General features: G+C 72.9%; 16 protein-coding genes. 10 read left to right on the top strand and 6 right to left on the bottom strand.

Going from position 1 to position 15,343, the window contains the following annotated elements; all coding sequences use genetic code 11:
* Nucleotides 1-32 precede the first annotated feature (32 nt).
* Entirely contained in the window at nt 33-257 is a 225-nt protein-coding gene (locus tag ACR3IO_RS11365; protein ID WP_434071322.1) for a DUF3107 domain-containing protein, read from the top strand.
* Nucleotide 258: 1 nt separating this feature from the next.
* Nucleotides 259-585 (top strand): hypothetical protein, encoded by a 327-nt coding sequence (locus ACR3IO_RS11360; protein WP_434071321.1) that lies wholly within the window; start codon nt 259-261, stop codon nt 583-585.
* Between the two features lie 147 nt (nt 586-732).
* Here the strand turns inward: ACR3IO_RS11360 and ACR3IO_RS11355 are convergent, their stop codons facing one another.
* The gene (locus ACR3IO_RS11355; RefSeq protein WP_434071320.1) at nt 733-1,446 is read right to left on the bottom strand and encodes a ferritin-like fold-containing protein; all 714 of its coding nucleotides are present in this window, start codon (nt 1,444-1,446) and stop codon (nt 733-735) included.
* 130 nt (nt 1,447-1,576) lie between these two features.
* Between ACR3IO_RS11355 and ACR3IO_RS11350 the strand changes: the two genes are divergently transcribed.
* Complete coding sequence (locus tag ACR3IO_RS11350; protein ID WP_434071319.1) at nt 1,577-3,103, top strand: DEAD/DEAH box helicase; 1,527 nt, start codon at nt 1,577-1,579, stop codon at nt 3,101-3,103.
* Nucleotides 3,104-3,276: 173 nt separating this feature from the next.
* Here the strand turns inward: ACR3IO_RS11350 and ACR3IO_RS11345 are convergent, their stop codons facing one another.
* Nucleotides 3,277-4,149 (bottom strand): PHP domain-containing protein, encoded by an 873-nt coding sequence (locus tag ACR3IO_RS11345; protein ID WP_434071318.1) that lies wholly within the window; start codon nt 4,147-4,149, stop codon nt 3,277-3,279.
* Between the two features lie 90 nt (nt 4,150-4,239).
* Here ACR3IO_RS11345 and ACR3IO_RS11340 point away from each other — a divergent pair, with 90 nt between their 5' ends.
* The 3 genes from ACR3IO_RS11340 to ACR3IO_RS11330 all read left to right on the top strand — a co-directional run bounded on the left by ACR3IO_RS11340 (nt 4,240) and on the right by ACR3IO_RS11330 (nt 7,076).
* On the top strand, nt 4,240-5,265 hold the full coding sequence (locus ACR3IO_RS11340) for an endonuclease/exonuclease/phosphatase family protein (RefSeq protein ID WP_434071317.1): 1,026 nt from the start codon (nt 4,240-4,242) through the stop codon (nt 5,263-5,265).
* Between the two features lie 72 nt (nt 5,266-5,337).
* Complete coding sequence (locus tag ACR3IO_RS11335) at nt 5,338-6,906, top strand: aminopeptidase P family protein (protein ID WP_434071316.1); 1,569 nt, start codon at nt 5,338-5,340, stop codon at nt 6,904-6,906.
* 20 nt (nt 6,907-6,926) lie between these two features.
* A complete protein-coding gene (locus ACR3IO_RS11330) occupies nt 6,927-7,076 on the top strand; it encodes a hypothetical protein (RefSeq protein ID WP_434071315.1) in 150 nt (49 codons plus the stop codon).
* 35 nt (nt 7,077-7,111) lie between these two features.
* Here the strand turns inward: ACR3IO_RS11330 and ACR3IO_RS11325 are convergent, their stop codons facing one another.
* Both ACR3IO_RS11325 and ACR3IO_RS11320 read right to left on the bottom strand, forming a co-directional pair.
* Nucleotides 7,112-7,465, bottom strand: a complete 354-nt coding sequence (locus ACR3IO_RS11325) for a TIGR02611 family protein (RefSeq protein ID WP_434071314.1) — start codon at nt 7,463-7,465, stop codon at nt 7,112-7,114.
* A gap of 74 nt (nt 7,466-7,539) precedes the next feature.
* Nucleotides 7,540-8,301 (bottom strand): general stress protein, encoded by a 762-nt coding sequence (locus ACR3IO_RS11320; protein ID WP_434071313.1) that lies wholly within the window; start codon nt 8,299-8,301, stop codon nt 7,540-7,542.
* Nucleotides 8,302-8,333: 32 nt separating this feature from the next.
* On the opposite strand from ACR3IO_RS11320, the gene ACR3IO_RS11315 reads away from it, so the two are divergent.
* Genes ACR3IO_RS11315 through ACR3IO_RS11300 form a run of 4 tightly spaced genes read left to right on the top strand, consistent with a single transcriptional unit; the run spans nt 8,334 to nt 12,278 of the window.
* Nucleotides 8,334-9,668 carry a magnesium transporter MgtE N-terminal domain-containing protein gene (locus ACR3IO_RS11315; protein WP_434071312.1) on the top strand — a complete coding sequence of 445 codons (1,335 nt, stop codon included), beginning with the start codon at nt 8,334-8,336 and terminating at the stop codon, nt 9,666-9,668.
* Nucleotides 9,655-10,185 carry a DUF1003 domain-containing protein gene (locus ACR3IO_RS11310; RefSeq protein WP_434071311.1) on the top strand — a complete coding sequence of 177 codons (531 nt, stop codon included), beginning with the start codon at nt 9,655-9,657 and terminating at the stop codon, nt 10,183-10,185. Before ACR3IO_RS11315 ends, ACR3IO_RS11310 begins: the two co-directional genes overlap by 14 nt.
* Complete coding sequence (locus ACR3IO_RS11305) at nt 10,166-11,356, top strand: Mrp/NBP35 family ATP-binding protein (protein WP_434071310.1); 1,191 nt, start codon at nt 10,166-10,168, stop codon at nt 11,354-11,356. The genes ACR3IO_RS11310 and ACR3IO_RS11305 overlap by 20 nt, the downstream gene beginning before the upstream one ends.
* A gap of 16 nt (nt 11,357-11,372) precedes the next feature.
* Nucleotides 11,373-12,278: a hypothetical protein gene (locus tag ACR3IO_RS11300; RefSeq protein WP_434071309.1), complete on the top strand. Its 906-nt coding sequence runs from the start codon at nt 11,373-11,375 to the stop codon at nt 12,276-12,278.
* 27 nt (nt 12,279-12,305) lie between these two features.
* Here the strand turns inward: ACR3IO_RS11300 and ACR3IO_RS11295 are convergent, their stop codons facing one another.
* Entirely contained in the window at nt 12,306-13,859 is a 1,554-nt protein-coding gene (locus tag ACR3IO_RS11295) for a pyridoxal phosphate-dependent decarboxylase family protein (RefSeq protein WP_434071308.1), read from the bottom strand.
* 2 nt (nt 13,860-13,861) lie between these two features.
* Entirely contained in the window at nt 13,862-15,316 is a 1,455-nt protein-coding gene (locus tag ACR3IO_RS11290; RefSeq protein WP_434071307.1) for an MFS transporter, read from the bottom strand.
* Nucleotides 15,317-15,343: the final 27 nt, after the last annotated feature.

Genomic DNA, 15,343 nt, shown 5'->3' with positions numbered 1-15,343 from the left:
AGTGTGGTCGCAAGGACAGAAAGGCCCCCACTGTGGACGTACGGATCGGCATTCAGAACTCCCCCCGCGAACTCGCATTCGAGTCGGCGCAGACGCCGGAGGAGGTCAAGTCCCAGGTCGCGGCGGCGCTCGCGGGCGACGCGAAGTCGCTCGAGTTCGTCGACACCAAGGGCACCGTCTTCCTCGTTCCCGCCGCAGCCCTCGCCTATGTCGAGATCAGCGGCGAAGAGGCACGGCGCGTCGGATTCGTCGCCTGACATGGAACTGCTGTTCGTCGTGCTCGGCGGGGCGATCCTCGGCCTCGCGGCCCGCTACCTGCTGCCCCTGCGCAACACGCACGGGGTCATCCTGATCCCGTCGATCGGCGCCGGTGTGGCAGCCGTGGTCTGGGTCGCGCTGACCTGGCTCGGGTGGGCCTGGGACGGCGCCTGGATCTGGGTCGTCTCCTTCGTCGTGGCCGGCCTCGCCGCCGCCGCGACGGCGTACCTGATCGGCCCGCGACGCGAACGAGCGGATGCCGCGCTCTTCGAGCGGCTGGCACGCCCCGGCGCGAGCACCGCGACGAACGCGACCCCGGTGCGCTGAGCGCGCCGACCTCGGCCCGCAGCATTCGAACGGACCGCGTCCTCCGCACGGAGGACGCGGTCCGTTCGTGTTCCCGCCCGGCACTCACCACGCCGCGGAGCGGATGGCGCGGGTGCAGGACCCGACCGAGCCAGGCCGGGAGGCGGCTCAGGCCGTGAGGCCGAGGGCGTCCATGCGTCGCGTGTGATCGGCGATGAGCTCCGTGAAGATCGGCTCGACCTTCTCGTCGAGCCCGCGCGCCTCGGAGGCGTGCAGCGCCGACCGCGCGATGAGCAGCGTGTCGCCGACGAGGCTCCGGCCCCATAGGGCGAGCCGGTCGGCGAGGCCGGGCTGCTCGGCGATGGCCGCGGCGAGCTCGGCCTCGAGCACCGAGCCGGCCCCTCCGCGATCGAGGATGGCGCGGACCCGGCGGGCGACGTCGGTGGGGAGCCCGTTGGCGAGGCTGGCGAAGTAGCCGTCGAGCATGCCCGACGTGACGTGGATGGCGAGCAGGAGCTCGTACCAGTCGGCATGCGTCCACGCCTGGCGGAGCCGGTCGGTCGCGGGCGCGAACGGCGCCATCACGTCGACGGGCTCGACGTCCATGCGCCGGAGCTCGGCGATGAGGTCGTGGTGCTTGCCGAGGGCGACCCCGGCGGCGGCGCTCAGGCCCTCCTTGGTGCCGAGCGTCGGAGCGGTGCGGACGGCGAGCGCGAGCCCCTCGAAGAACTCCAGCTGGATGTACGCGGCCTGGCCGAGGAACGGCACCGGTTCGGGCACGAGCTCCGTGAAGTCGACCTTGGTCAGCTCGGTCGGCGCGACGCGGGGTCGCAGTCGCGGCGCTTCGGGACGCGGCACGCGTCGACTGATCCAGGACACCACGCGTACAGCCTATCCGAGGCGTTCAGCCACTCTCGGATAAGCTGGGAGGCGCATGCGGGCATCGGACCCGCAGCCGTGCGCCTGAGGAGAAGCAGGGCGCATTCCTACCGCTATACCGACAGGCAGATTCTTGACTACATTCGCAGAACTCGGCGTCGCGTCCGACATCGTCGACGCGCTCGCCACGAAGGGCATCGCAGACGCGTTCCCGATCCAGGAGCAGACCATCCCCCTCGCCCTCTCGGGCCAGGACATCATCGGCCAGGCCAAGACCGGCACGGGCAAGACGTTCGGCTTCGGCCTGCCGATCATCCAGCGCCTCGGCGACGACCCCGAGCCCGGCGTGAAGGCGCTCGTCGTCGTGCCCACGCGCGAGCTGTGCGTGCAGGTCGCCGAAGACCTCGAGCTGGCGACCTCGAACCGCCCGACGAAGATCGTCTCGATCTACGGCGGCAAGGCCTACGAGGGCCAGATCGAGCAGATCAAGGCCGGCGCGCAGATCGTGGTCGGCACCCCCGGGCGCCTCCTCGACCTCGCCTCGCAGCGGCTGCTCTCGCTGAAGAACGTGCAGGAGATGGTGCTCGACGAGGCCGACAAGATGCTCGACCTCGGCTTCCTCGCCGACATCGAGAAGCTCTTCGCGCAGACGCCGGCGAACCGCCACACCATGCTGTTCTCGGCGACCATGCCGGGCCCGATCGTCGCGCTCGCGCGCCGGTTCATGTCCAAGCCCATCCACATCCGCGCGACCGACCCCGACGAGGGCCTCACGCAGGCGAACATCAAGCACCTCGTCTACCGGGCGCACTCGCTCGACAAGGACGAGGTCATCTCGCGCATCCTCCAGGCCGACGGCCGGGGCAAGACGGTCATCTTCACGCGCACCAAGCGCGCGGCGGCCAAGCTGGTCGAGGAGCTCAACGACCGCGGCTTCAACGCCGCCGCCGTGCACGGCGACCTGAACCAGGACCAGCGCGAGCGCGCCATGGCCGCGTTCAAGGCCGGCAAGAAGGACATCCTCATCGCCACGGATGTCGCGGCCCGAGGCATCGACGTCGACGACGTCACCCACGTGATCAACCACACGATCCCCGACGACGACAAGGCGTACCTGCACCGCGCCGGCCGCACGGGTCGCGCCGGCAAGACCGGCATCGCGGTCACGTTCGTCGACTGGGACGACCTGCACAAGTGGGCGCTCATCAACCGCGCGCTCGAGTTCGGCCAGCCCGAGCCGACCGAGACGTACTCGTCGAGCCCGCACCTGTTCACCGACCTCGACATCCCCGCGGGCACCAAGGGCCGCCTGAAGCCGGCCGCTCCCACGGCCGCTCCGACGCGGTCGAGCACGGCCGGTCGCAGCGAGGGCGAGTCCACTCGCGCGCCGCGCAGCACCCGTTCGCGTCAGCGCACGCGCGGCGGTCGCAGCGACGGCGAGTCGACCGTTCCCGCCGCTGCGTCGGGCACCGGCGACGCCGCGGCATCCGTCCAGTCCTCGGGCGAGGGCGCGACGACCGCGACCCGCGAGGTCGGCGCCGGCACGCACGACGGCGGCGGCAGCGAGCACCACGACGGCAACGCCGCACCGCGTCGTCGTCGCCGGCGTCGCGGACCGCGCCCGGCCGGAGCCGCCGGAGGCGGAGCGCCCCAGGCCTGACCTGAGCACGACCAGACGAGGAGCGGATGCCACGCGGCATCCGCTCCTCGTCTGTTCCGCCGTGCACCGCGCCGGCACGACCGTCGACGGCCGCTCGTGCGCCGGCGCGAGGCCAGTTCGGAGCGCGCCCGCACTCGACACGGCGTCGACCGCAGGTCAGGACGCCCCGCGCCTCACGGCAGGACGGGCGCCGATCCGGTCGCTTCGCCGATGAGTCGTGCGACGACGTCGCCGGGCGTGCGCTCCTGGCCGAGCCGGTTGGGCTTGCCCGTGCCGTGGTAGTCGCTCGAGCCGGTGACGGCGAGCCCGAACTCCGCCGCCAGCGCGTGCAGGCGGGGCTTGGAACCGGGGTCGTTCTCGGGGTGGTCGATCTCGAGGCCGAAGAGCCCGGCGTCGACGAGCTCGCGGAGGCGTTCGCGCGGCACGACGTGCTCGGCGCCGCGGGCGCCGGGATGTGCGAGGACCGGGACGCCGCCGGCCGCGCGGATGAGGCGCACGCCCGTGAGCGGATCGGGCGCGTAGTGCGGGCGGGCGTACCCGTGCCGCGGGTGCAGGATGCCGGCGAACGCCGCCGATCGGGTCGACACGTGGCCGCGCGCGACGAGGGCGTCGGCGATGTGCGGCCGGCCGACCGTCGCGCCCACGGCCGTCTGGGCGAGCACGTCGTCCCAGGTGAGGGCGTAGTCGCGGGAGATGCGCTGCACGATCTGCTCGGCGCGGGTCAGCCGCGACTCGCGGATGCGCGTGGTCTCGGCGAGCAGCTCCTCGTCGAACGGGTCGATGAGGTAGGCCAGCACGTGCACGCTCGTGTACTGCTCGCGCGTGGAGAGCTCCATGCCCGGGATGAGCGCGACGCCCGTCTCGGGAACCGCACCGGCCGCCTCGGCCCAGCCTGCGGTGGAGTCGTGGTCGGTCAGCGCGATCGCCGACAGGCCGACCTCGGCGGCCTCGACGAGCAGCGCCGCAGGGCTCCCGGTGCCGTCGGAGACGGTCGAGTGCACGTGCAGGTCGGCCTCGCCGATCACGGATGCCGGGAACGAAGCCATCCCACCATGCTAGGCCGCGGCGGCGCGACGCGACCGCAAGACGCCGCCCGCATGCGGCCCCGCCACAGACTCGTCCCCTAGCTTGGAGGGATGCTCCCCCGCATCCTCGGCTGGATCCTCGTCGTCGGCACCGCGATCCTCGCAGCCCTCCTCCTCTGGCCGCAGGCCCTCGGCCTGCAGAACCAGTGGGTGTTCGCGCACGTCGTCGCGCTGCGCGGCGTGGCGGCCGTCGGCGCGATCGCGGTGGCGGTCGTCCTGCTCCTGGTCGCCTTCGCGCGACCGCTGCGGGCCGTCGCGCTCGGGCTCGCCTCGGTCATGGTCCTCTACGCGATCGGCAACGCGGGCATCCTCGCCGTGCGCGGCTTCGGCTCGTCGGATGCCGCGGGCGATGCGGCATCCGGATCGGTGACCGTGCTCTCGTGGAACACGCTCGGCGAGGTGCCGGACGCCTCGACCATCGCGAACCTCGCGCTCGAGGAGGGTGCCGACGTCGTCGTGCTGCCCGAGACGACGGAACCCCTCGGCGAGGACGTCGCGGTCGCGATGCGCGAGGGCGGCAGCCCGATGTGGGTGCACACGGCGGCGTTCGACGACATCGCCAAGGCGCGCTCGACGACGATCCTCATCTCCCCCGACCTCGGCGACTACGAGGTCACGTCGGCACTCGTCCCCGGGCCGCCCGGCAACACGAACACGCTGCCCACGGTGGTCGCCGATCCCGTGTCGGGCGACGGACCCCGCATCGTCGCCGTGCACGCGGTGGCGCCGATCCGTTGGGAGCTGCGCAACTGGCGCAGCGACCTCGACTGGCTCGCCGAGCAGTGCTCGGGCGAGAACGTCATCATGGCGGGCGACTTCAACGCCACGGTCGACCACTTCGCCGGACGCGGCACGAACGGCGGCGACCTCGGCAACTGCGCGGATGCCGCGGTGCAGGCCGGTTCCGGCGGGCTCGGCACCTGGCCGACCGACGTCCCGCAGGCGCTCGGGAGCCCGATCGACCACGTGCTCGCGACGCCCGGCTGGCAGGTGGACGCGTTCCGCGTCGTCGGCGAGCTCGACGACGCCGGGAGCGACCACCGCCCGGTCGTCGCGACCCTCTCGCCGGCCGCCTGACGCCCGCCCGGACGGCGTCCGTCCGTCGCCGGCACAGGTGCCGCCCATGGGCGTCGGTGCGAGAATGGGGGCATGGACTCCAGCGACACCTCAACGACCGAGACCCCGGCAGCGGCGACCGCCGACGAGACGGGCCGCAACGCGAACCGCTCGACGACCCCCGGCTCCGAGGGGTTCAAGGACTTCATCAGCAGCGGCTGGGCGACCCGCGACGAGGCCCTCCCCACCGCGCGGGAGCAGGCCGCCTTCGCCGCACGCCGCCGCAGCGCCGTCTCGGCGGCATTCCCCGGCACCCGGCTCGTGGTGCCCGCCGGCGACATGAAGCAGCGCGCCAACGACACCGACTACCCGTTCCGCGCGCACTCCGCGTTCGCCCACCTCACCGGTTGGGGCTCCGACTCCGAGCCCGGCGCCGTGCTCGTGTTCGAGCCCGAGGGCCACGAGGGCCACGTCGCGACCGTCTACTTCCGCGAGCGCGCCGGCCGGGACTCCGAGGAGTTCTACGCGAACCCCGCGATCGGCGAGTTCTGGATCGGCCCTCGTCCCTCGCTCGCGCACGTCTCGGCCGACCTCGCCATCCCGACGCGCGGCCTCGACGAGTTCGACCGCGTCATCGACGCCGTCGACACCGCGACCCTGGTCCTGCGCGAGGCCGACGCCGCGATCACCGAGCGCGTCGACCACGCCCGCATCCGTTTCGCCGCCGAGGAGGCGCTGTCGACGAACGCGTCCGACGCGCCGTTCTCGCTCGAGGTCGGCGGTGAGCACGAGCCCGATGCCGAGCTCGCCCGGGTGCTCTCCGAGCTGCGACTCGTGAAGGACGAGTTCGAGATCGCCGAGATGCGCGCCGCGGTCGACGCGACCAGGCGCGGCTTCACCGAGGTCTTCGAGGAGCTGCCCCGCATCACGTCCGAGGTGCGCGGCGAGCGCGTCATCGAGGGCGTGTTCGCGACCCGCGCCCGCCTCGACGGCAACGACGTCGGCTACGGCTCGATCGCCGCGGCCGGCCCGCACGCGACCATCCTGCACTGGACCCGCAACGACGGCCCCGTCGTGCCGGGCGACCTGGTGCTGCTCGACGCGGGCGTCGAGGTCGACAGCTACTACACCGCCGACATCACCCGCACGTTCCCGGTCAACGGCACCTTCTCCGACGTGCAGCGCCTGGTCTACGAGGCCGTGCTCGAAGCTGCGGATGCCGCGTTCGCGGTCGTGCGCCCCGGCGTGGTCTTCCGCGACGTGCACGCCGCGGCGATGGCCGTCATCGCACGCAAGACGGCCGAGTGGGGCTTCCTCCCGGTCTCGGCCGAGGAGTCGCTGCTGCCCGAGAACCAGTTCCACCGGCGCTACATGGTGCACGGCACGAGCCACCACCTGGGGCTCGACGTGCACGACTGCGCGCAGGCGCGCCGCGACATGTACATGGACGGCGAGCTGGCGGCCGGCATGGTCTTCACCATCGAGCCGGGCCTCTACTTCCAGGCCGACGACCTCACCGTCCCCGAGGAGTTCCGCGGCATCGGCGTTCGCATCGAGGACGACATCCTCGTCACCGCCGACGGTGCCGAGAACCTCTCGATCGGCATCCCCCGCACGGTGGCCGAGGTCGAGGCCTGGGTGCGCGGCGCCGCCCGCCCGTGATCGGATCGTGATGCACCGGCATGCCGGCGACGCAGATCCTCGCCGAGGGCGAGCGCAACACGGTGGGCACGGTGTCGTGCGAGCCGACGACCGACGACGGCGTCCGGTGCGAGGATGCCGTCGGCGGCCACGGCTTCGAGCTCTCGGCGACGGCCGTCTCGTCGTGGTGACGACGAGCCGGTTCGTCCGCTGACGCGTCAGGCGGTCACGCCGCGTCGCCCGGGGTCGCCCGTGCGGTGCGGCGCGCCTGCCACCAGGCCCAGAAGCGCTCCAGCTGGCGCTTCGTGAACGCGGCGAGGCGCTTCGCCCACGCGAACTCGGTGCCGAGGATCGCGAGGCCGAGGAACACGACGAGCCAGCCCGGTCCGGGCAGCGGCACGAGCGCGAGCCCCACGACGGCGATCGTGCCGCCGAGCACGCCGACGAGCACGCGGTAGGTTCGCCGCAGCCACGGACGATCGTGGATGCGACGACGGATGCTGCGCAGCCACCGCCGGATCGGACGGTCGGGCCGCTCGGCCTCGACGATCTCGCGTGCGAGTTCGCGCTCGGTCACCATGGCGACACGATATATCGCGAGTCTCGCGTCGGTCGCGCGGATTCAGCGATCTCGCAGCATCGCCGGGCCGATGCTCAGCCGTCGCCGCCGGCCCGTCGACGCTCGCGCTCGGCCCTGCGGGCGGCATCCTGCGCCTCGCCGTAGGTGAGCCCCTGCGGCTCCTCGGCCTCGGCCTCGGCCTCGGCCTCGGCGGCACCCTCGGCCGGTTCGCCGGATGCCGCGTGGTCGGATGCCGCGACCGCGGCCCCGGGCATCGACCCGCCCGTCGGTGCGGTCGACGCCGACGGCGGCGGGGTCGGGGCGGCGGGCGCCGAGAACCGCTCGCTCGGGAACGCCGGCTCCGGGACATCCGTCACGTGCAGGATCTGGCGCGCACGCTCGATGTGCGCCGCCTCGGCGACGATCGAGTACCGCGTCGCGAGCACCTGGGCGACCGACGTGAAGTCGCGGCGCCGACGGTTGACGGAGTACGAGACGACGCTGAAGATCATGCCGAAGCCCGCGCCGATGAGCACCGCCGAGAGCAGGATGCCGACCGAGGACGGCGACGGCGCGAAGATGAAGAAGAGCAGCCCGAGGAACGTGCCGAACCAGGCTCCCGAGAGCGCGCCCGCCGTGGCGGCGCGACCCCAGGTGAGCTTTCCGGTGATGCGCTCGACGCTCGTGAGGCCGCTGCCCACGATCGCGAGTTCCTTCACGGGGAACTCGGCCTTGGCCAGCGCGTCGACGGCCGCCTGCGCCTCGGCGTACGTCTCGAAGCTCGCGACGGTCTCGCCCTGCGGCAATGTGGGGAAGGCGCGGGCCATGCGTCCGCCGAACGGGGATGGGTTGCTCACCCGTCCATCCTCCCACGGGCTAAGTTTGTACCGTGAGCGCAACGAGAGTCTTCGTCGCCCGACTCGCCGGGTGCGCCGTCTTCGACCCCGCCGGCGATCGGGTCGGAAAGGTGCGCGACGTCCTCGTCGTCTACCGCAAGAACGATCCGCCGCGCGTGGTCGGCCTCATCGTCGAGGTTCCGGGCAAGCGCCGCGTCTTCCTCTCCATCGGTCGCGTGACCTCGATCGGCAACGGCCAGATCATCACCACGGGTCTCATCAACCTGCGCCGCTTCGAACAGCGCGGCGGCGAGGTGCGCGTGATCGCCGAGATGCTCGGCCGCAAGGTGCGCTTCAACGATGGGTCGGGCGAGGCCACGGTCGAGGACGTCTCGATCGAGGAGCAGGAGCCCGGCGAGTGGGAGGTCGAGCAGCTCTTCGTGCGCCGGCCCAAGGGCGCATCCCCCTTCTCGAAGGGGCAGTCGGCGTACGTCACGTGGCGCGAGGTGCGCGAGAGCGCCCGCACCGGCGAGGCGCAGTCGGCCGAGCACCTCATCGCCACGTACTCCGAGCTGAAGCCCGCCGACCTGGCGAACACGCTGCTCGACCTGCCCTTCGCGCGCCGCCAGGAGGTCGCCGAGGAGCTCTCCGACGACCGGCTCGCCGACGTGCTCGAGGAGATGCCCGAGGCAGACCAGGTCGAGATCCTCGGCGGCCTCGGCGACGACCGCGCGGCCGACGTGCTCGACCACATGCAGCCCGATGACGCGGCCGACCTCATCGCCCAGCTCCCCGAGGAGCGCGGTGAGCACCTGCTCGAGCTCATGGAGCCCGAAGAGGCCGAAGACGTGCGCATGCTGCTGAGCTACGGGCCCGACACCGCGGGCGGGCTCATGACGACCGAGCCGATCATCGTGTCCGCCGATGCGACGGTCGCCGAGGGACTCGCGCTCATCCGCCGCCACGACCTGCCGCCGGCGCTCGGTGCCGCCGTCTGCGTCACGCTGCCGCCCTACGAGGCGCCCACCGGCCGGTTCCTCGGCATGGTGCACTTCCAGCGGATGCTGCGCTACCCGCCGCACGAGCGGCTCGGCACGCTCATCGACCAGGGCCTCGAGCCGGTCGGGGCCGACACCTCGGCCGCCGAGGTCAGCCGCATCCTCGCCAGCTACGACCTCGTGTCGGTGCCGGTGATCGACGAGCGGCACCGACTCGTCGGCGTCGTCACCATCGACGACGTCCTCGACTACCTGCTGCCCGATGACTGGCGAAGTCATCCCGAAGACCAAGACGAGGTGAGCAAACGCGCGACCGCCCGAGCACAGCTGACCACGGGGAGCATCCCGATCCCGATGAACGGAAGGAGGGCCGGAGATGGCACGCGTTAACACCGCCGACGAGCGGCGCTTCGACACGCCGAAGGGCAGCCGCGGCTCCCGGTTCCGCCGAGGAAACCCCGACAAGGATCGCTTCGGGCGCTTCACCGAATGGGTCGCGCGCGCCATGGGAACCCCGGGCTTCCTGCTCGGGCTCTCGGTGTTCGCCATCTCCTGGATGGCGTGGAACACGTTCGCGCCCGAGCCCCTGCGCTTCGACTCGATCGCCATCGGATTCACCGCGCTCACGCTCGTGCTCAGCCTGCAGGCCTCGTACGCCGCTCCCCTGATCCTCCTCGCGCAGAACCGCCAGGACGATCGCGACCGCGTGCAGATCGAGCAGGACCGCCAGCGCGCCGAGCGAAACCTCGCCGACACCGAGTACCTCGCGCGCGAGGTCGTCGCGCTGCGCCTCGCCGTGAAGGACCTCGCGTCGAAGGACTTCATCCGATCCGAGCTCCGCGCCGTGCTCGAGGAACTCGATCGCAAGGACGACGAGGAAGCCGCCGATGCCGCAACCCGAAGCTGACTCGCCCGACGCGCAGGTGCTCGAGGCGGCCGTGCGCCGCGCCCTCGAGTCGGTGATCGACCCCGAGATCCGCAAGCCCGTCACCGAACTCGACATGGTCGAGTCCGTCACGGCCGTCGGCGGTCGCGTGGGCATCGTGATCCGGCTGACGATCGTCGGCTGCCCGGCATCCGACCGCATCGAACGCGATGTGCGACAGGCCGCCGAGACCGTCGCCGGCGAGGGTGCGGTCGACGTGACGCTCACGGTCATGACGCCCGAGCAGCGCACCGCCCTCACCGAGCGCCTGCGCGGCGGCAAGGCCGCCCGCGGCAACCCGTTCGGACCCGGCACGCTCACGCGCGTGGTCGCCGTGACGAGCGGCAAGGGCGGCGTCGGCAAGTCGACGCTCACCGCCAACCTCGCGGTCGCGCTCGCAGCGCGCGGGCTGTCGGTCGGCCTCGTCGACGCCGACGTGCACGGCTTCTCGATCCCGGCCCTGCTCGGGCTCGTCGACGCCGACGGCCTCGCCGCCCGCCCCACGCAGGTGAACGACATGATCCTGCCGCCCGTGGCGCACGGCGTGAAGGTCATCTCGATCGGCATGTTCGTCGAGCCCGCCGAGCCGGGCGCGCGCGCATCGTCCGTCGCGGTGGCCTGGCGCGGGCCCATGCTGCACCGCACGCTCAACCAGTTCCTCACCGACGTGTACTTCGGCGACCTCGACGTGCTGCTCGTCGACCTGCCGCCCGGCACGGGCGACATCGCGATCTCCCTCGGTCAGCTGCTGCCGAACGCCGAGGTGCTCGTGGTCACGACCCCGCAACCGGCGGCCGCCGACGTCGCCGAGCGCTCGGGCGTGGTCGCCCGGCAGACAGGTCAGCGCATCATCGGCGTCGTCGAGAACATGGCCGGGCTCGCCGGTCCCGACGGCACCGTGCTCGACCTCTTCGGCTCCGGCGGCGGCGACGAGGTCGCGCGGCGTCTCTCCGAGGGACAGCCCGAATCCGTCCCCCTCATCGCGAGCGTGCCGCTCAGCATCGCGCTCCGCCAGGGCGGCGACGACGGCACCCCGGTCGTCGTGGGCGCCCCCGACGATCCCGCCGCCCGCGCCATCGAGCGCGTGGCCGAGGTCATCGCCTCCCGGCCGCGACAGCTCGCCGGCCGCCGACTCAACGTCTCGGTCCGCTGACGGTCGGGTGAGACGGATGCCGCGCGCGCCCCGCTCCCGCCCCGTCGTCTGGCGCGTGCTCGCCGCCGCCGCACTGCTCGGTGCCGTCGCGACCCTCACCGGCTGCACCGGCGCCGCCCCCGGCACGGCGTCCGCGACGCCGGCCGCGCTGCCCGACGGGATCACCGCGAGCGTCCTGCAGAGCCGCACCGACGTGGTCGACGGGCGGCTCGTGGTACAGATCGACAACGGCACGGGCTCCGAGCTCGCCTTCGCGTCGTTCGACGTCGCCGCGCCGGGCCTCGAGCCCGGCCTCCACTTCGACGGGCCTCGCACCATCCCCGACGGCACGTCGGTGCAGTACCGCATGGACCTCACCCCGGCGCGCTGCGAGGGCGACGCCGGGCCCGCCGAGGTCACGTTGACCGTCGACCCCGAGGGCGGCGGCACCGCGGTCGGCACGATCGAGGCCGAAGACCCGTACGACACCCTCCCCCGACTGCAGAACTTCGGATGCCTCACGGCGGCGGTCGAGCGCGTCGCCGCGTTCACCCTGGCCGACCGCCTCCGGTCGACCGGCTCGGGCGTCGATCGCCGCGCCTGGCTCGACATCGCGGTCGAGCCGACGGGCGCGGCATCCGGATCGCTCGACCTGGAGCAGGTGCTCGGCACCACGCTGCTCTCGGCCGAGGACGGCCTGAACTGGTCGACCACGACGGCGCACATCGAGGCCGGCGATCAGCCCTCGACGATCTCGCTCCCCGTGCGGCCGGCCCGCTGCGATCCGCACGCGGGCGCGGAGGACAAGCGCGGCACGATCCTGCCGCTCGTCATGACGACGAGCGAGGGGTGGTCGGGCCAGTACGAGGTGCGCGCCGCGGCCTCGCTGAAGCAGGACCTGTTCACCTACTTCACCGAGCGGTGCGGGCTGCCCTCGAGCTGACGCGACCGCCTGCTCCGCCCGCTCGACCTACCCCTTCGGCTCGACGACCCGGGCGAGCAGCTCGACGAGCAGCCGGCCGGTCAGCTCCGACGGCAGCGCCTCGACGAGCGCGAGCACGGGCGCCATCTGCGCCGGGAGGCCGCCGCTCTCGTCGCCCAGGAGCCCGATGGCGCCGAGCAGGCCGGCCGCGGTGTCGGAGTCGATGCCGCCGGATGCCGCGAGCAGCGGCTCGATGCCGCCGGGCACCGCGTCGGCGAGCCCGGCGAGCACGAGCGCGCCGTCGACCTTCGGGACCCCGCGCACGGCGTCGGCCGCGGTGACGAGCGCGTCGGCGAGCTCGGGCACCACGTCGTCGGTGACGGGCGTGATCGTGAGGTGGGTCGTGTGCGGCAGGCGCGTGCCGTCGGACTGCACGAGGCCCGGCTGCAGCTGCAGGAACCAGCCGGCGCCGCGCGCGGCATCCGCCCAGTGGTGCGGGTCGACGCGCAGGTGCTCGGGGACCGATTCGTCGGTGGCGACGGCGAACAGCGGCCCGGTGGGACGTCCGACGACGCGCAGTCCCTCGATGCCGTCGACCGTCTCGCGCAGGGCTGCGGTGGCCCGCGCGGTCTTCGCCGAGAGCGCGGCGAAGCCGTGCTCTCCGAGGACCTCCGTGATCGCCCAGGCGGCCGCGAGCGGCCCCGCGGGCTTGGACCCGGTCATGGTGGGGTTCACGACGGGGTAGCCGGGCCACTCGGTCGTGCGGAAGTACTGGTGGCGCTGGCGATCGCGACCCCGCGTGAGGAGCACCGAGACGCCCTTCGGCGCGTAGCCGTACTTGTGCAGGTCGGCCGAGAGGCTCGTGACGCCGGGCACCGCGAAGTCCCAGGCGGGCAGCGCGTCGGGCCAGAAGGCGAGGGCGAACCCGCCGATGCAGGCGTCCACGTGCACGGCGATGCCCCGCCGACGGCAGGCGTCGGCGACGTCGGCGATCGGGTCGAGCCCCGCGAACGGGTACGACGGCGCGGACACCACCACGAGGGCGACGTCGTCGCCGAGGCGATCGGTGATGGCGGATGCCGCGAGCGTGCCGGTCTCGGGATCGACGGGCACGAGGTCGAGCACGAGCCCGAAGTACTCGGCGGCCTTGTGGAACGCGGCGTGCACGGTGATCGGGGCGACGATGCGCGGCATCCGCGGGGTGCCCGCCCGTGCCGCACGCCAGGCGTCACGGGCCGTCTTCACGGCGAGCAGGCAGCTCTCGGTGCCGCCCGAGGTGACGGTGCCGACGACGACCTCCGCCCGGTCGGGGCCGGAGTCCGCGTGCTCGTCGGCACGGTCGTGCGCCTCGCCGTGGAAGACGTGGCGGGCGAACCCGACGACGCCGGCCTCCATGGCCGCGACGGAGGTGAACGTGGTCGGGTCCAGTCCGTTCACCGGCTGCACGAGTCGGGCCGCCGCAGCGGCGAGCTCGTCGAGCTCGGCCACGCCCGAGTCGTACACGTACGACAGCACGCGGCCGCCATGCGTCGGCGCGTCGCCCTTGCGGAGGCGTTCGAGTTCGGCGAGCACCTCGGCGGGGTCGCGTCGGAAGTCGTTCATGGTCACACCGTCTCCTGGGGGTCGTTCGCGGGTGCGGGCCCGGCGGGCTCGGCGCTCGCGGCGGGCGTCGGCGGCGTTCCGGCCGAGGTGTCGCCCGGGGCGGCACTCGCGGCATCCGCCACGATGTCGTGCCGGCGCAGGCTGTAGCGGGCGAGCGGCACGAGGCTGAGGAACACGAGGAGCGCGGGCAGGGCGCTGAAGCTCACGGCGATGCCGGCGACGGCCGCCGCGGGCTGCTCGACGACGGTCGAGCCGGTGGACTCGAGGTATCCGGTCATCGCGAGCACGATCGTGAGCACGGTCGCGCCGAGGGCCATGCCGGCGGTCTCGCCCGCCGTCCAGACGCCGCCGAAGCTGCCCGCGCGGCTCTCGCCATGCTCGCGGGCGTCGTGCGAGATGACATCGGGCAGCATCGCCATGGGCAGCGTCTGCATTCCGGCGTATGCGGCACCGGCCAGTGCGACGGGCAGGTACACCCAGGCGCCGGGCGCCCAGATCATGCCGACGAGGCTGAGCGCGGCGAGCGCGAACAGCAGGCTCGCCCATTGGAACGCGCGCTCCTTGCCGGTGCGGCGCGAGATGCGGCTCCACAGGGGCGCGCAGAGCACCGCGGGCGCGATGAGCGCGACGAAGAGCAGGGTCAGCGCGTCTTCGCTGTGCAGCACCCACACGGCCACGTAGTTCGCGCCGGCGAGCATGACGCCGGTCGCGAGGCCCTGCAGCACGAACGTCGCGAGCAGCGTGCGGAACGGCGCACTGCGACGCAGGGCCGCGAAGCCCTCGGCATAGGCCGATCGGATGCCGAGCCGCGGCGCCTCGACGCCGGGGAGGCCGCGCGGGGCGGTCGTGACGGCGACGAGCATGCCCGCCCCGATCACGAGGCCGGCGACGACGGCCATCACGAGGTAGCCGACGGCCTCGTCGTCGCCGCCCATGCGGCGGAGCACCGGCCCGCCGGCGCCGAAGAGCAGGATCGCGAGGCTCAGCACGACCACGCGCCACGACAGCAGCCTGGTGCGGGCGTCGTAGTCGGGCGTGAGCTCGGCGGGCAGGGCGATGTAGGGCACCTGGAACAGGCTGAAGGCGGTGGCGGTCGCGAGGAACGCGAGGAAGACCCAGACCCCGGATGCCGCGGAGCCGAGACCGGCCGGCACGGCGAACGTGAGCACGAAGCCGATCGGCAGCGCGAGCGCGCCGACGCGCATCCACGTGCGGCGCGAGCCGGTTCTGGCGAGGGCGCGGTCGCTGTGCTCGCCGATCCACGGGTCGATGACGACGTCCCACACCTTCGCCGCGGTCACCACGAGGCCGGCGGCGAGCGCGGTGACGCCCAGCGTGTCGGTCATGTAGAAGACGAGGACGAGTCCCGGGAGCGTCGCGAACCCGCCGGTGCCGAGAGAGCCGATGGCGTAGCGGGTGATGACGCCGCGGGAGAGGGGGCGCTCCGGTGCGGTCATGGAGGCATAGTGTAATCGGCTCCGGGG

Source organism: Agromyces sp. Marseille-Q5079 (assembly GCF_051016555.1).
In the GTDB taxonomy this organism is placed as follows: Bacteria; Actinomycetota; Actinomycetes; order Actinomycetales; family Microbacteriaceae; genus Agromyces.
The sequence above is the reverse complement of the archived record's forward strand: the minus strand, read 5'-3'. Positions and strand labels throughout refer to the sequence as shown.

Excerpts from the sequence above, each read along its gene's own strand:
- ACR3IO_RS11330 (WP_434071315.1), top strand. The coding sequence starts at position 6,927 with ATGCCGGCGACGCAGATCCTCGCCGAGGGCGAGCGCAACACGGTGGGC.
- ACR3IO_RS11345 (WP_434071318.1), bottom strand. The coding sequence starts at position 4,149 with ATGGCTTCGTTCCCGGCATCCGTGATCGGCGAGGCCGACCTGCACGTG.
- ACR3IO_RS11340 (WP_434071317.1), top strand. The coding sequence starts at position 4,240 with ATGCTCCCCCGCATCCTCGGCTGGATCCTCGTCGTCGGCACCGCGATC.
- ACR3IO_RS11335 (WP_434071316.1), top strand. The coding sequence starts at position 5,338 with ATGGACTCCAGCGACACCTCAACGACCGAGACCCCGGCAGCGGCGACC.
- ACR3IO_RS11300 (WP_434071309.1), top strand. The coding sequence starts at position 11,373 with ATGCCGCGCGCGCCCCGCTCCCGCCCCGTCGTCTGGCGCGTGCTCGCC.
- ACR3IO_RS11305 (WP_434071310.1), top strand. The coding sequence starts at position 10,166 with ATGCCGCAACCCGAAGCTGACTCGCCCGACGCGCAGGTGCTCGAGGCG.
- ACR3IO_RS11360 (WP_434071321.1), top strand. The coding sequence starts at position 259 with ATGGAACTGCTGTTCGTCGTGCTCGGCGGGGCGATCCTCGGCCTCGCG.
- ACR3IO_RS11325 (WP_434071314.1), bottom strand. The coding sequence starts at position 7,465 with ATGGTGACCGAGCGCGAACTCGCACGCGAGATCGTCGAGGCCGAGCGG.
- ACR3IO_RS11290 (WP_434071307.1), bottom strand. The coding sequence starts at position 15,316 with ATGACCGCACCGGAGCGCCCCCTCTCCCGCGGCGTCATCACCCGCTAC.
- ACR3IO_RS11295 (WP_434071308.1), bottom strand. The coding sequence starts at position 13,859 with ATGAACGACTTCCGACGCGACCCCGCCGAGGTGCTCGCCGAACTCGAA.
- ACR3IO_RS11310 (WP_434071311.1), top strand. The coding sequence starts at position 9,655 with ATGGCACGCGTTAACACCGCCGACGAGCGGCGCTTCGACACGCCGAAG.